Source organism: Paenibacillus sp. HWE-109 (assembly GCF_022163125.1).
Taxonomy (GTDB): domain Bacteria; phylum Bacillota; class Bacilli; order Paenibacillales; family NBRC-103111; genus Paenibacillus_E.
Genome location: NZ_CP091881.1, coordinates 5,463,114 through 5,478,114, shown reverse-complemented (window position 1 = coordinate 5,478,114; position 15,001 = coordinate 5,463,114). Strand labels below are relative to the sequence as shown.

General features: G+C 45.3%; 12 protein-coding genes and 1 pseudogene. 11 read left to right on the top strand and 2 right to left on the bottom strand.

All coding sequences use genetic code 11. The features are described from left to right. Positions 1-6 precede the first annotated feature (6 nt). Positions 7-1,587, top strand: a complete 1,581-nt coding sequence (locus tag LOZ80_RS23340) for a SagB family peptide dehydrogenase (protein WP_238166946.1) — start codon at positions 7-9, stop codon at positions 1,585-1,587. Between the two features lie 129 nt (positions 1,588-1,716). Here LOZ80_RS23340 and LOZ80_RS23335 read toward each other — a convergent pair whose 3' ends face one another. Further along, positions 1,717-1,815 (bottom strand): YjcZ family sporulation protein, encoded by a 99-nt coding sequence (locus LOZ80_RS23335; RefSeq protein ID WP_238166945.1) that lies wholly within the window; start codon positions 1,813-1,815, stop codon positions 1,717-1,719. Between the two features lie 706 nt (positions 1,816-2,521). Here LOZ80_RS23335 and LOZ80_RS23330 point away from each other — a divergent pair. From LOZ80_RS23330 to LOZ80_RS23285, 10 genes are all read left to right on the top strand, one after another. After that, a complete protein-coding gene (locus LOZ80_RS23330) occupies positions 2,522-2,674 on the top strand; it encodes a hypothetical protein (RefSeq protein WP_238166944.1) in 153 nt (50 codons plus the stop codon). 302 nt (positions 2,675-2,976) lie between these two features. Then, the gene (locus tag LOZ80_RS23325) at positions 2,977-3,882 is read left to right on the top strand and encodes an ABC transporter permease (RefSeq protein WP_238166943.1); all 906 of its coding nucleotides are present in this window, start codon (positions 2,977-2,979) and stop codon (positions 3,880-3,882) included. After that, positions 3,876-4,733, top strand: coding sequence for a carbohydrate ABC transporter permease (locus LOZ80_RS23320; protein WP_238166942.1), 858 nt, complete (start codon positions 3,876-3,878; stop codon positions 4,731-4,733). The genes LOZ80_RS23325 and LOZ80_RS23320 overlap by 7 nt, the downstream gene beginning before the upstream one ends. Before the next feature lie 74 nt (positions 4,734-4,807). Then, entirely contained in the window at positions 4,808-6,394 is a 1,587-nt protein-coding gene (locus LOZ80_RS23315) for an extracellular solute-binding protein (protein ID WP_238166941.1), read from the top strand. 25 nt (positions 6,395-6,419) lie between these two features. Continuing rightward, positions 6,420-8,741, top strand: coding sequence for an AraC family transcriptional regulator (locus LOZ80_RS23310; protein ID WP_238166940.1), 2,322 nt, complete (start codon positions 6,420-6,422; stop codon positions 8,739-8,741). Between the two features lie 100 nt (positions 8,742-8,841). Beyond that, a complete protein-coding gene (locus LOZ80_RS23305; RefSeq protein WP_238166939.1) occupies positions 8,842-9,879 on the top strand; it encodes a glycoside hydrolase family 88/105 protein in 1,038 nt (345 codons plus the stop codon). A 43-nt stretch (positions 9,880-9,922) separates the two neighbouring features. After that, a complete protein-coding gene (locus LOZ80_RS23300; protein ID WP_238166938.1) occupies positions 9,923-11,611 on the top strand; it encodes a DUF8769 domain-containing protein in 1,689 nt (562 codons plus the stop codon). A 35-nt stretch (positions 11,612-11,646) separates the two neighbouring features. After that, a complete protein-coding gene (locus tag LOZ80_RS23295; protein ID WP_238166937.1) occupies positions 11,647-12,645 on the top strand; it encodes a glycoside hydrolase family 130 protein in 999 nt (332 codons plus the stop codon). Positions 12,646-12,969: 324 nt separating this feature from the next. Next, entirely contained in the window at positions 12,970-13,380 is a 411-nt protein-coding gene (locus LOZ80_RS23290; RefSeq protein WP_238166936.1) for an RNA polymerase sigma factor, read from the top strand. 388 nt (positions 13,381-13,768) lie between these two features. Next, positions 13,769-13,987, top strand: a complete 219-nt coding sequence (locus tag LOZ80_RS23285) for a hypothetical protein (RefSeq protein ID WP_238166935.1) — start codon at positions 13,769-13,771, stop codon at positions 13,985-13,987. 38 nt (positions 13,988-14,025) lie between these two features. On the opposite strand, the pseudogene LOZ80_RS23280 reads toward LOZ80_RS23285, so the two are convergent. Further along, positions 14,026-14,760 (bottom strand): annotated as a pseudogene (locus LOZ80_RS23280) (response regulator transcription factor). Positions 14,761-15,001: the final 241 nt, after the last annotated feature.

The window sequence follows — 15,001 nt, the reverse complement described above, 5'->3', positions numbered from 1 at the left end:
AGAAGCATGAATCTGGAGGCATTTCTGCACAATCTGCATTATGACATTGATAAAACCAAACCACCGGACTTGGTGGTGGATTGGGAAGACGGACCGCTTGCCTATAAGCTCTACCGCGGTTTGCAAGTGGCTCCGTTATCTTCGGAAGTACCGCTGACGCTCGACGGCGGGGAAGCGCCAGTGAAGCCTGACCTTCGCCATATGGGTCATTTTCTCTGGTACATATTCGGGCTCACTCACTTTTCCCAGTCCGTCCCTACGTCGAATTCCATGGTACAAAACATGGGCTTGCTGCAGTTGTACCGGAGGTTTGTTCCCTCCGGGGGAGCGTTATATCCTAATGAGCTATATATATATCTGAAGCTGGAGGATTTGCCCGAGGGTGTATATCATTATGATGTGGCACACCACCGCTTAGTGCTGCTGCGCAAAGGCAACTTCGATGCCTATGTAGCCCGGGCGCTTGGCAATCGTTGTGACGTATCGGCTTGTTTTGGTACTGTTTTTGTATCGACCCTGTTTTGGAAAAACTTCTTTAAATACAATAACTTTTCCTACCGCCTGCAAGGATTGGATGCGGGTACGTTAATCGGGCAGCTCTTGGAAGTGGCGAAACGGTTCGGATTCTCGTCTGGGACATATTTCCAATTCCTTGATCGGGCTGTGAATGATCTCCTTGGGATATCGGAACAAGAGGAGAGCGTGTATGCGGTGATTCCGCTGTCAGCGGAGTCTGCGATTCAATGGTTTGCGGGTTGGAATGAGGAAGAGCGGGAGTGCTCCGCCACTGAATTATGTCGGGAGTTGCCAAAGGTTAAGCATGATTACTACGTCCGGTCCCGGAAAGTCAAGGAATTTCCGCTGCTTATCAAGATGAACGAAGCATCCCTCTTGGAATGGCTTCGGCCAATACGGCAAATTAGCAAAGAGAAGATCGTTGACTGCGAGGATCTGGCAGTGGCTCTGCCCCAAGTAAAACGGTTGTCGTATGATTTGGCGGCGATAAGCCGAAAGAGATTTTCGCCGGATGGTGATTTTATAATGGCCAAGATAAGCCAAGAGCAGTTGGCTTATCTGTTACAGGAGGCAACGGCCTCCTTCAGGTATCGGAATGATTTGGATGAAGCCCATGAGAATCCCGTTTCCCGCGTCTCACTGTACGTTTGTTTGTATAACGTTGAAGGCTTCCCGGACGGAGCTTACCGTTATGACAGTACTGCTCATACATTGCGGCGGATACGTCAGGGGGATCATCGACTCAAGCTGCAGCAGGGAATGCCTTCCGACAACGTGAATCTGTCCCAAGTTCCGTTATGCTTTCATGTGGCAGGGGACAAAGGTCATCTCACAACAGATTTGGGGTATAGGGGATATCGCATCCAACAGATGGAAGCGGGGATGCTCGTGCAGCGTTTACTGCTCGCGGCATCCGCTATCGGGATGGGGGGACATCCGCTCCTCGGATTTGATGCCAAGTTGTGTGATGAGATCTACAAGATGACTTCGCAAGGAATAACCAGCCTGATCCAAATTCCGGTTGGGCCATATCGTCATTGCCCTCGATTAATTGGAGGTTTGCATGTTTAGAAGAGGCGTTTAAAGCTAGTTGCAAAGCCTATTGAAACTCGTCACCCTCAGTTAAACGAGAAACAAAACGGTCTGTAATCGCATCTATTTCGCGATAAGACCGTTTTTGTTTTTTTTTGTGATGTTGGTTTAAATTGCAAAAGTCATTAAGATAATAACCAAAAGAATAAAAAGAACCAAAATTGCTGCTGAGCTGTTACCATAACCTGCACAACTTGCACCACTCATATTTACTCATTCCCCTCAAGTAAATTTTCATTACGGTATAATCATATGCTCGGTACATAGTGATTGATTGGACTTATGTCAGGGCATGATTGTTGGAAGGGATAAGAAAATACAAAATGAGTGTACTCACAATACAACCTAGTTCATGTACAGCCTTTCCTCCTAAAGGAGAGTGCGTTTTTTTGCTTTTCTGTCAGTAGATAAAATGAGGTGCACACAAAATGGTCGTTAATAGTACAATGATAAATTTGTGTATTCATTACGAGGCTTATTTACCTGCCTTAGTACTCAACAAGGATAAATCACACATGGCCATTAGCCCCAAGAGTGGTGTTGTCATCGTTCAATTCATCGACCCCAATGATCCAAATGCATTTGACTTTTTAAAACCATATATTACTGGATACGATCTAATTGACCAGAAATCAAAATAAAACAATAAACTGGCGCTTATAAAAGCTGTAAGGCCAGTTGCAGTTTAATATATCCCAAATCAATGAGTAACAAGGAGCTTATGATGCTTATGTGCAAGGACATTTAAGCTGGGGTTCACATCAAATGCTTACCTATTGCAACCGTTAGCTCAATATAACAGCGGCAGTCTAAGACTTTATTTTCAGTCCTAGTCCGCCGCTGTTTCTATTTCAGTGCCAGTCTAACACTTTATTTTCACCGAAAATGAAGACATGGGATGGAGTAACTTAGTATGGAAACCAAATTGGATTTATTTAAATCGATGCAGTTGAACGATCCAAACGGCCGCATCCTTGTCGTCGGTTTTTTTGCCCGGCATATTACTTCTTGTTTCGGCTTCTTGTGCAAGGGACCTTTCAGCACACAAGCCACAACAGTCTCCTGATCATAAACTTCCACGCCAATGAAAAGCCGTGCGAAAAGCAGGATCAGTTCTGGGTTATCTCGGCTTTTCTTTTCCTATGGAGTCCGCTGGAATTCCACCATTTTTCCTTCCGTTGTCCTGGCGGTAGGTGATTTTCCCCATTTATTGTGCCGAAAAAGGGAAAAAGTATGGCATCACAAAAAAAGTGAGTGCCGTTATGTTGAAAAGGAGTGGCATCACAAAAAGGGAAGGTTTTCATGATAAAAGACCCCTGCTATTCTAAGGTTGCAAACGACAATTGATAACTGAATGGGGGGATGGCTTTGCAGTCTGTATGGAAATATACTTCACGGAACCGCTTCTTGTATATGCTGCTGGTACCGGTTGTTATGTATTTAATTATTTTTAAATATGCCCCTATGGCGGGTGAAATTATCGCTTTCAAAAACTATCGTCTGGCCGATGGATTATGGGGAAGTCCCTGGGTGGGTTTGGAGCAGTTTGAGAAATTGTTCTTGAGCAGAGACTTTTATATTGTGCTGAAAAACACGCTGCTCTTGAATCTATTTACACTTATATTTGCTTTTCCTGCACCTATAATTCTGGCGTTAATGCTGAACGAAGTACGGGTGGAATGGTATAAACGAACGTTGCAAAATTTGTTGTATATTCCCCATTTCATCTCATGGATCGTACTTGGCAGCATCATTTATGCCTTGTTGTCCCCATCTACCGGTATTTTGAACTACGTGCTGAAAGGCATTGGCATCGAACCGATTTATTTTATGGCGGATAAGTTATGGTGGACCATTTCCTTTATTTTCTCGGGCATTTGGAAAGAAGCCGGATTCGGCACAATTCTTTATTTGGCGGCTATGGCATCGATTGATCCTACCTTATATGAAGCGGCCAAGATGGACGGTGCGGGCAAAATCAGGCAGATTTGGCATGTTACGCTCCCGGGCATTCGCAGTACGATTGCCATACTGCTTATCCTACAAGTTGGGAAGATGATGGATGTAGGGTTTGAACATGTGTATGCATTGAGCAATCCAACGGTCATCAGCGTTTCCGAGGTGATCAGTACTTACGTGTACAAGCACGGGATTGTCAATCTGCAATACAGCTATACGACGGCTCTGGGCTTATTGCAATCGGTTCTTGCTTTGATCCTCATGGTATCTGTGAATCGGTTCATTAAGGTGTTAGGAGAACGTGGATTATGGTAAAAACTTCTCGTTGGTTCAATTACTTATTATTGGCACTCTGTGCATATGTAACTTTATTTCCTTTTATTAATATATTTGCAGTTTCGATGAGCAGCACGAGAGCGATTACCGCAGGTGAAGTGTTCATGTGGCCGATTGAATTCAATCTGGATACGTATAGCAATTTGCTGCGTGACGGGCAGATGATAGTAGCCATGAAGAATACGATTGTCATTACCGTTGTAGGCACAACGCTCAATATGCTATTTACGATCATGGCGGCTTATCCGTTGTCCAAGTCTAGGCTCAAGGGGAGAAACATAATCCTGATGGCGATTCTGGTCACCATGCTGTTCAGTGGAGGTATTATCCCTAATTTTCTAGTGGTCAGTAGTTTGGGGTTAGTTAATACGTATTGGTCTTTATGGCTGCCGGCACTGATTAGCGCCTATAACATGTTTGTGATGAAATCATTTCTGGAGGGTCTGCCAGAGGAGTTGGAAGAGTCTGCGTCGATTGACGGCGCCAGTGAGTTAACGATTCTCATGAAGATCATCCTACCGCTTTCTAAGCCTGTAATCGCTGCATTGACGCTATTTTATGCAATCAGCTGGTGGAATTCTTACATGAACGTTCTAATTTATATTCGCAGTACGGATAAGATGTCATTAATGGTCAAGCTCTATCAGATGGTTCAATTGGTTAGTCCTGAGATGCTGCTCAGCGGAGAAGGCGTGACACAGACGATGGTAACACCGGAAGGGATTCGAGCGGCGGCGGTTATTCTAGCCATCATTCCGATTCTTTGTATCTATCCGTTTTTGCAAAAGCATTTCATAAAAGGTGTGTTACTAGGTTCAGTCAAGGGTTAACTCAGCTGGATATATGGAAGCGAACTCGCGAGCGCTTTTTTATAATATAATAGTACTATCATGGGAGGTTGTGTATGAAAGGCTTTGGTAGAATGAAGGGGAAAATGGTGCTCGTTTTAAGTATGATTATGGTATTGCTTGCTGCGGCGTGCTCTAATGAAGGCGCAACAGATCAGGCAAATGTAAAAAATCCTGCGGCTACTTCGGATGCTAACGCTGCTAAGGATCCTTACAGTAATCTTCCGAAAAAAGTTAGTATTTCCATGTTCGATAGAGGCAAAGTGTCCAGTGATGAAGGTACGTATGAGAAAAACCGCTGGGTGGATTATATTCGTAAGGAATCAGGAATTGATGTATCGATCGTCCCTGTGCCGCGCAATCAGTCTAAGGATAAATTAAATGTACTCATCGCTTCGAATCAGGCGCCTGATTTGATTTGGGAGTTCGATCGTTCATATATTGGCAAGTTAGTTACACAGGGAGCGCTCCAACCCATTAATGAGTATATTGATAAATATAGCACCTCATATAAGAAATACTTGAAAGAGAATCCAGATTTGCTCCCATATATTACGTTCGACGGCAAGATCTATGCGGCTGTTACGAAGCGTCCAATTACAGCTGTTGCGAATCATGGGATGTGGATTAGGCAAGATTGGCTGGATGAGTTGAACCTTAAGGCGCCTACGACGGTGGATGAATTAATTACTGTGGCGCAAGCTTTTAAGAACAAATATCCAGGAAGTACGCCTATCGTAGGGGCAAATGCCAGTGATATCTACGCTGCCTTGTATGGGGCTATGAATTCTCAGTGGTATGTGGAAGAGGGCAAACTGAAATACGGAGCAACGTTGGACCGCTTTGCTGATGTCATTAGTCTAGAGAAGAAACTGTTCAGTCTTGGACTTGTAGATCGTGAGTACTTCACAGATAATAATAACCAAAGAAGCAATCAGCTATGGACGACTGGCAAGGCGGGCATAATGCTTGGTCAGTGGCTTACTCCGCTAAATACAGACCTGCTCAAGAATGTTCCAACTGCTAACCCTGTACCCCTAGAAGCAGTATCCACCAAATACGGTAAGTATGGCGTGTACCAGGAAGCATCACCTTTTATTTATGTGGCCTTTAATAAAAGTATGAAAAATCCGAAGGCCGCCATAGAGTATCTGGACTGGATGGTCGATAAGGGATGGTTCCCTTTATTAAACGGAGAACAAGGCGTTCACTATGAGAATGTTAACGGAGTTGCCAAGCGTTTAAATATGGATAAGTACAATAAGGAAGTATCCTATGCAGCGGAGTATGCCGTATTGCGTCAAGAAGTTGTTAAGCCAGAGGATTTAATTCTTCAAGCGGCGGATACCCCGTTGGCGCAGCGTGTTGCCAAGCTTGATGCGAAAGCACTGGAAACGGCGCTCAAAGTTGATTTCAGACGCGATATTCCTTATCAGCCGAACTTTGACGAGATCAATGCCATTCGCGCCTCATTCGACACCTTCATTAAGGAAATCCGTGCTGAAGCAACAACGCAGGGAGAGAAGTATAGCGGTGAATGGGCACTTGGTGAAATTCGCAAGGAGTGGGCTCGTTTGGGCGGAGCCAAAGCAGAAGAAATCGCCAATAAGTGGTACCAAGACAATAAAGCCAGCTTGAAATAACAACTGAGAAGAGGGGGATGGGACGATGAAGTGGATTCAGAACAAACGGCTTACCAAAGCGGTTGGTATGTTGTCGATTCTTTTGTTCCTGCTTGTCTCGTCCTCTACTTTTTCAACATATACTTTCTTCAATAAGGAATTAAAGCGGCAGTTGACGGATACGAATATGGAATTGCTCAGACAATTGGATCATAAGCTGGAGCTTACGATGGAGAATATCGATAAGCTTACGATCCAGATGTTAAATAATAAAGATGTCACGCAGTTCTTCAATTATGAGTTAAATGAGCAGGAAAGTCATAGCAACTCCTTTCGGATATCGAATTATTTCGCCAGTGCGGTGAGCAGCAACGACTATATGTTTTCAATCGATTTATACGCCTACAACAAGCGTCAGCTGGTATCAGGTTCTGTGCTGAATGAACAGGAATTCATGCAGAACTATCAATGGGTGAATCAATTCGAGCGTTACGAGGGATATTCCAAATGGATGCCTACCCGTAAATTAATGCTGGATCAATCGAATTATCCGATTTATCGCAACGTAGTTACATTTGTCAGAACCTATCCGCTCATCTCTGATCCCAATGTGAGAAAAGGTGCTATTGCTGTCAACATTAAAGAAGAATTGCTGTACGACCTGATTAAGAAAACGTCGAATCAGGATGAGGGAGAGACGTTTGTTATCGATCCTAACGGAGTTATTGTCTTGCATCAAGACAAGAAAATTCTGGGCACAAATATTAACGGTTTGCCGTATATCGAATCGATTCTGAATAGCTCCCAATCAGAAGGACATTTCTCTAGTAACGTGGATCAAACGCCATCTTCCTTATTTTATGTCAATCAAAATTATACGGGCTGGAAGATCGTGCGCTTCATTCCTGAGGTCCAATTAAATCAAAGGTTGTCAGTCATTCGTTATGGATTTTTAGCGCTGGCGGTTGTGTTGTTCGTCATGTCCATGGTGTTGGTTGCCGTAGTTGGCGGTTGGACGTTCAAGCCGATTAACCGCTTCGTTCAGTCGATGACCGGACGGTTGACGGTTCATCCCAAAGGGCATCCGGTACCCAAATATTCAGATGAGTTTCAATATTTCGAATCAACCGTGGAGCATATCTTGCAAGACCGGGATCAACTGCACAAACAGGTCAACGAGAGTAAACCATTAATTAAATGGAAGCTGCTTACAGAGATATTGTCCAACCCCCCACAGAAATGGAGCTCATTGCAGACCTACATGGATAAGCTCGGTATCCGTTTGCAGAATGGCCAGTTCGTGGTCATGAGTGTCGAATTTGATAATAAGAACAAAATCGCGACTGCACGAGATCTGCATTTATATGCTTATGCGCTATGCAATGTAGCAGAAGAATTAATGAATGCGGAAAGTCAAGGCTTCGCGGTCGAAGCTGAGAACGGCAAATGTGCCGTCATTATGAATTTCGACGATCAGGAAACCGCAGAGTATAACGTGATGCGAGCGGTAGCGGTAGCTGATTTGATGCGGAATTTCGTCCGTGAATATTTCAATCAGACCATTACAGTTGGCATTGGAGATTCCGTAAGCTTTAACGACATCCATCTGTCCAACAAGCAATCAATTGAGGCGCTTCGCTATAAGTTGGTTATGGGTGGAAATTCCATTATTACAAATGAAGATATTACGAGTGGCCAATCTCCGCAGTTTCACCGCTTTTTTGCGATGACGGATGGGATTGTTGACTCCGTAAAAATGGTTGACAGCGATAAGCTGCGATATCAGGTAAGCAAATGGTTCGAATTATTCGCGGAGCAAAATGTTCCACCGGAGATGATCATGCAGCTGATTGTCCAGTGCCTGATGAAGGTTGCGACTGTCGCTGCGGAAATCGGTGTAGAAGTGGGGGAAATACTTCCCGGACACGAGATGTATGACATGCTGAATCAATATGAACAGCTAGAGCATCTGCAGCAATATACAAGGGAAGCCTTGGAACATATCATTGAACGAATTAAACAAAAACGAAACATACGGGAAAAAAATGATGTGATTGATAAAGTACTGCTGTATATTCAGCAGCATTACAAGCGTAATGATATGTCGCTGAACTTATTGGCCAGCGAGTTTCGTCTTAGCGTCTCTCATTTGAGCAAGCTGTTTAAAGAACAGATGGAATGTAATTTTATCGACTACTTAATGGATGTCCGAATGAACAAAGCGATGGAACAATTGGTTGGTACGGATGACATGATCCGCACGATCGCCGAGCAGGTAGGTTATTCGAATGTAAATAGCTTTGTGAGGATATTCAAGAAAATAACAGGTTTGACGCCAACTGAATATCGGGCAAAACACAAGGAGTGATCCGCTGGAATGATAATTGCACATTCTATCGGCCAGCTCTTTGAGGGTTGCCTATACCTCGATAATGTAAAATTTTAACATTAAAGGAATTAAAAGTTATATGAAAAACGATGAGCTGTACCACATGCTCTCTCAGGTATATTCCTATATGATCCAGGATCATCGTGGTGACTGGGGGATGGATATCCATCAATGGGACTGGGTACCGGGTGTTGGCATCATTGCGATTGCAGATTATGGAAGTAAGCTGAAGCAAGAAAGTGTCATTCGTTATGCGCTGGATTGGGTTGAGATGAACAAGGATAAGGCGGATGTGAAGAAGACGATTAATTCCATGGCTCCATTCGCTGTCTTCCCTGCCTTATATCGTGCAACGCAACAAAACTGGTTTCTGGAAAAGTCACGGGAAATCGTGAAATGGATGATCGAGGAAGCGCCTCGGACGCGCGAGGGAGCCTTCGAGCACACCGTTACAGAGAACGTTGAGTTTCAGGAGCAAGTATGGGCCGACACGATCTATATGGCTGTTCTATTCCTAGCTCGATATGCTGGCTTAACACAAGATCGGAAGGCTGCGGAGGAAGCTCTTCAGCAAACGATGCTTCATCTTCGATTATTGCAGAACCCTGATACTGGGATGTTGTACCACGGTTGGAATTGCGAGGCAGGAAATCATATGTCAGCTACCCAGTGGAATCGTGCCAATGCGTGGATCATGATCGCGGTACCGGAAATTGTTATGGAAATAAGATCCATTATTGAGATTCCAGATGAGCTCTATACACGCTATTCGAAGCTTGCAATAGCACTGTGTGAATGTCAAGCAGAAGATGGTTTGTGGCATACCGTTCTGGATAGACAGGATTTCTACAAGGAAACGTCTGGTAGTGCCGGCATTGCTTGCGGTCTTATCAAAGCGGTCAAAGCAGGCATGCTGGATGCTTCTTATTTAGTAGTGAGTCGATTGACGCTGGAAAGCGTACTTCCGTTAATTACTTCCAAGGGAGAAGTAAGCGGTGTATCCGGAGGGACGGCGGTTAAGCCGGCCATTGAAGATTACAACCGTGTTCGGATATGTCCAACACTCTATGGGCAAGGCTTAACGATGCAATTGTTAATAGAGTCGCTGATAGAGTAAGTCTACGCGATGTGAATAGGATACCTGAAAGGATGAACCCCTCATGCAACAACTAGATCAAAAGCAAATGCTGCTGAATGTTGTAAAATCCAGAAATGATGCGTACAATTCGGAGTTTCGCTTGCTAAGATCGCCATTCAGCAGCCCTGGTTATCACACCACGATTAAACAAGCCGATTATATTCATGCTACTCGTGAGTCTATGCGCTACGCGCTTGCCTTGTTGGACACAGAATTGAAGGAGTACGAGCAGCGAGCTTTCGACATCATTGAGAAGATTGTTTCTTTGCAGGATACCGACCGCAGCCGCAGCACCTTCGGTATCTGGTCTTGGTTCTATGAGGAGAGTCTCGACCAGATGTCCCCGCCAGATTGGAATTGGGCCGACTTCATTGGGAAGCAGCTTGTCCTCGCCATATCGCGACATGGGGATCGATTCCCGAATCAACTACGTGATACGGTCACCCAAGCGATATATAACGCTTGCGACGCTATCATCAAACGGGATGTAGGCCCGCATTATACGAATATTGCCATCATGGGCGCATTTGTAACACTAATTGCCGGAGAACGGTTCGGACGGAGCGATTATGCCGAATACGGGTTAAACCGTTTGGCGAAGCTCCATCGGTTTACGATGGAACGCGGAGCTTTCCAGGAATACAATAGCCCGCCTTACACGTACATTGCGATTTTGGAATTATCGAAGATTCGCAACGAAACAACGGGAGAGGAATCGAAGAGATTAAGCGATGAGCTTCTCCATCTTGCATGGAACTCAGTTGCCGAGCATTTTCATAGTGCCTCCAAACAGTGGTCTGGCCCGCACGCCCGCTGTTATCAGACTTTGCTCAGTGTGGAGAATCAAGCATTTCTGCAATTGGCGACGAATGGCGAATTGATGTTCTTCCCGTGGGAAGAGCTGCCTTATGAGGAGGAATGGTATGAGAGTGGGTTTTACTGTCCCGAGCCATTGGTGGCGTTATTCTTCTCTTCGCAGGAAAGGGAAATTCGGCAATTGTATGCCGTGAATGCAACCACGCAACTGGAGAGTTGGGCCACGACGTATATGACTAAGCAATACTCACTCGGCAGCCATAGCAGAGAGGTAATGTGGAATCAGAAACGTTCGCTATTGGCTTACGTTGATAACGGAGGTCAGGCGACATATCTACAATTGCGCTGTCTGCATGATGGTTATGATTATTGCTCGGCCGTGTTCAATGGTAAACAGGACCGTCAGCACGTTCTATTTGGTGTCGAGTTCATAACCAATGGGGGGGACACGCATCCGAGCTTAGATAAGACGGGCGGTGTGATCGAAGCCTCTGACCTTCGCTTGCGATTGGAAATAGGCGGGTGCCTTGACAATGTGAGCGGAGATTCTAGTGACAATGGTGCCCTAATTTCGATTGGTAAGCTCCAGATGTTGCTGCGGACATGGTATGCAGCTTTTACGGAAAATAACATTCCTCAAGCGCCACTGAAATGGGAAATTCAGGAGAACGGTCTGACGTTCAATGTAGATCTCATTCTATATTCGGGTGAACGGAGAAGTATCGATTTTCGATTAATAGAAGAAGCAGCCTTCCTGTTCTCGTTCGTGATGGACAGTGCTGAGGCACCTCAAGCACCAATGATCGATCATGACGACAATCGGTTAATCGTAAGAACTGGTAATAAAGATGAAGAAACAGCATTCATTTTACACAAGAGACCTGTAGAAGTGTAGTCAACAAATGATTCAAACAAATTGGGGGTTTCAACATGACATTACCGGTCATAGGTCTATTAACATCAAGCCAGGTTATCCGGCGCCATCCATTAAATCCGATCTTGGACGCTGAGAAAGTTCCCTATCCGACGGCACTTGTATTTAATGCTGGCGTAACGAAGTTCAACGGCAAGTATGTTATGGTCTTTCGAAATGATTACGGCTCTCTTCGTGAGCAAAGGCTGGAACCATTCTCAACGACGGACTTGGGAATCGCCTACAGTCAGGATGGCATCCATTGGGAGGTTGGTCCGAAGCCTTGTTTTAAAATGAACGATGAAGAAAATATCCGCGCCTACGATCCACGGCTAACGGTTATTGATGGACGATGCTATATGTGCTTTGCCGTCGATACCAAGCATGGCATTCGCGGTGGCATAGCGGTTACCGATGATTTTGAACATTTTGAAGTGTTGAGCCTGTCGACACCTGATCTTCGGAATATGGTCCTTTTTCCTGAAAAAATTGGCGGTAACTATGTTCGTTTGGAGCGCCCATTCACAGTCTATAGTCGAGGCGGCATAGACCGCTTCGATACATGGATTTCGGAGTCGCCAGATTTCGTTTACTGGGGAAATTCGAATTTGCTGCTGGCTGTGGAACAAGTACCTTTCGCTAATGATAAAATAGGCCCAGCGGCGCCACCCATCCGAACAGATAAGGGATGGCTAACGACATTCCATGCCGTAGATATCGACCCTTCTAGAGGCAAGAATGGGTGGGAGCCTGCTTGGAAAAAAAGATATACAGCCGGCCTCATGCTGCTGGATCTAGACAATCCCAAAAAGGTAATCGGTTTGTACCAAGATCCTTTGCTTGCTCCGGAAACCAGTTACGAAACGGATGGCGGGTTTCGGAATCATGTAATTTTCCCTGGTGGCATGATTCATGAGCCTACAGGAGAAGTCAAAATATACTATGGTTCTGCGGATGCGGTCGTCTGTCTTGCAACAGCACACGTGGATGATCTAGTTCAATTATGCTTGAAATAGCATGAAATGCTTATATTTGGCTGAAAAAGTGAAAAAGCATAGCGTCACAAAAAGAGAAGGTTTCCAAGGTAAGAGAACGCTGCCATGGTAAGGAGAAACAGCAATCGACCGGAGGTAGGAGAGTGGTTTTACCGCCCCGAGCGATTGCTGGAATCCTTCCTGATTTCGTAGGAAGAGAAATGGGGGAGATGAAATAGGACTCTCATCAAGGATTTATTCCAATTGTACGCCCTTATTAGCACGAGAAAACATATGGGTTGCCATCCATGTATTCATCTTCAACAACTTATTCTTTGAAAGCGGATACAACGGGAATTCCCGTCGTTGGCTATACCAGTGGTGCAAGAAACCTTTGTAAAAGCATTTCGTCATATCGACGAGTTAAGCGATGAGAACATCCAGCAAGCTTGGTTAGCAGTTACGTCCAGAAATGCGGCAATCGATGTGTACAGGAAACGTTATCGACGGTTGGAAATCATGGGCGATTGGACAGAATTGCAAACTGGAACGGCTAGAAGGGATATTGAAATGTTTGCGGAAAAGGAGTACATTCGTGAATTGCTTCTTCATATAAAGCCCTTGCACAGACAGGCCCTATTGCTTATTTATAAAAACGGCTTAACATATGAACAGCTTGCTTGTATTCAAAAGTCCTCTGTCAACACGGTGAAAGCAAGGACGCATCGGGCAAAACTAAAATTGAGATCCATGATTCAAGTAGAAATTGTTCGATAGGTGGGACAGCAAGCAGAACATTTTGCTGAAATATGGATCGCGGTCATTATTTCCCTCCATCAACATTTGATCGTTTTCGTTATAGAAATGGCAGTCCCGACGAGGGCTCTGTCATTTTTTTGGTAAGTAAGGGGAGTCATTGCCGTCCAAGTAATGTGAAGATCGTCAGATCCAGTGGACTGTAGAGTTGAAGGTGCGTTTGCCGTTATTTAGAAAGACTTTAAAGCAGGTTTTTTGAACATAATGTCCGTCAATGACTACAAATATATCAATAATGGATGCACGTTGAAAGTCTATAGTTTGAAGATATGTTTTGTCAGCTTGTGCGCGTAGCTAGGTCATTTGGCGCGTGTTAAGTGCTAATCAGTTTTGTTTATCAATCAAACCTATGGAAGCGTATTCAAAGTCACAATTGAACGTAGTCAATGATCAAACGTCTTGGACGCTTGAGAATGATGCGCTTTGTACGAAAATTGCGTACATGGATAATGGCAGTATACGCATGACAAGCTTCTATAATAAGGCAGCAGGTGTGGAGTATTTACCGCAGATTGCAGCGGACAATGACTCCACATTATTCCACTACAATTACTCGGGGGAGATCTGAATCGTTCCGCCTGTGGAAGGCCATGCGCCGTTGGATCTTCATCGCTCCTGCGGCTCCTTCACCAGTTTGTAGCCGAGCCCGCGTATGGTAAGCAGCAGCTTTGGGTTGCCGGGATCGATCTCGATCCGCTCCCGGATGCTCCGGATATGCACCATCACGGTCGAGTCATCGCCCAGTCCGTTAATCCCCCAAACCTTGTCATAGAGCTGTGTTTTGGAAAATACGATCCCGGGAAACTTGCAGAAGTGCAGCAGCAGCTGGAAGACCTGCGCTGGGCAAGGAATAGGCTGCCCAGCTACAATCAGTTCGCCCTCCGCCTCGTTGAGGGTGAAGCGGCCGAATCGGTAAACGCCTGGTTCGGCCCCCTTCAGCGGACAGGCTGCGGGGGCTTCCGGCTCCAGACGGCGAAACGCGCTTGAATTCTTGCGGCCACCTCCAGGGGATTGAAGGACTTCGTGATATAATCGTCCCCGCCCATGGCGAAGCCCCGCAGGACATCGAGATCGGAAGCTTTGGCTGTCAGAAACAAAATATGCGGATTCCCGTATTCGCGGAGCTTGGAGATGAGTTCCAGGCCGCTGCCGTCGGGAAGCATAATGTCGAGCAGGACGACATCGGGGGCCTCACGCTTCGCTAAATTAAGAGCTTCCGCGCAGGTGGAAGCCGAGTACAGTTTGATGAAACCCTTCCCTGCGAAGCACCATTTGCAGCATCATGATAATCGAAGGCTCGTCGTCGACGATTGCGATTCTAATATCAGATAGACTTGTCATCGTGTTCACCCTTTTCCATTTCCATAGTAGCATACTCACATGAACAGAACCTAAACGGCAGTAGCATAGTTAAGCTGATGTTTATTTATCCGTTTAGGTTCTGTTTCATTGGGGCTGGTAGGATAGGAAATGAGTGGTTTTTGAGAAGATTATCCCTCGCCGCCACCGCTCTGGTTGTACTCATCGTCATTTTCTTTCCCTGCTATTAGGATTCCGTATTGGGGAATAGTCCGTCCCACGG

Excerpts from the sequence above, each read along its gene's own strand:
- LOZ80_RS23310 (WP_238166940.1), top strand. The coding sequence starts at position 6,420 with ATGAAGTGGATTCAGAACAAACGGCTTACCAAAGCGGTTGGTATGTTG.
- LOZ80_RS23330 (WP_238166944.1), top strand. The coding sequence starts at position 2,522 with ATGGAAACCAAATTGGATTTATTTAAATCGATGCAGTTGAACGATCCA.
- LOZ80_RS23295 (WP_238166937.1), top strand. The coding sequence starts at position 11,647 with ATGACATTACCGGTCATAGGTCTATTAACATCAAGCCAGGTTATCCGG.
- LOZ80_RS23320 (WP_238166942.1), top strand. The coding sequence starts at position 3,876 with ATGGTAAAAACTTCTCGTTGGTTCAATTACTTATTATTGGCACTCTGT.
- LOZ80_RS23335 (WP_238166945.1), bottom strand. The coding sequence starts at position 1,815 with ATGAGTGGTGCAAGTTGTGCAGGTTATGGTAACAGCTCAGCAGCAATT.
- LOZ80_RS23285 (WP_238166935.1), top strand. The coding sequence starts at position 13,769 with ATGGAAGCGTATTCAAAGTCACAATTGAACGTAGTCAATGATCAAACG.
- LOZ80_RS23315 (WP_238166941.1), top strand. The coding sequence starts at position 4,808 with ATGAAAGGCTTTGGTAGAATGAAGGGGAAAATGGTGCTCGTTTTAAGT.
- LOZ80_RS23340 (WP_238166946.1), top strand. The coding sequence starts at position 7 with ATGAATCTGGAGGCATTTCTGCACAATCTGCATTATGACATTGATAAA.
- LOZ80_RS23300 (WP_238166938.1), top strand. The coding sequence starts at position 9,923 with ATGCAACAACTAGATCAAAAGCAAATGCTGCTGAATGTTGTAAAATCC.
- LOZ80_RS23305 (WP_238166939.1), top strand. The coding sequence starts at position 8,842 with ATGAAAAACGATGAGCTGTACCACATGCTCTCTCAGGTATATTCCTAT.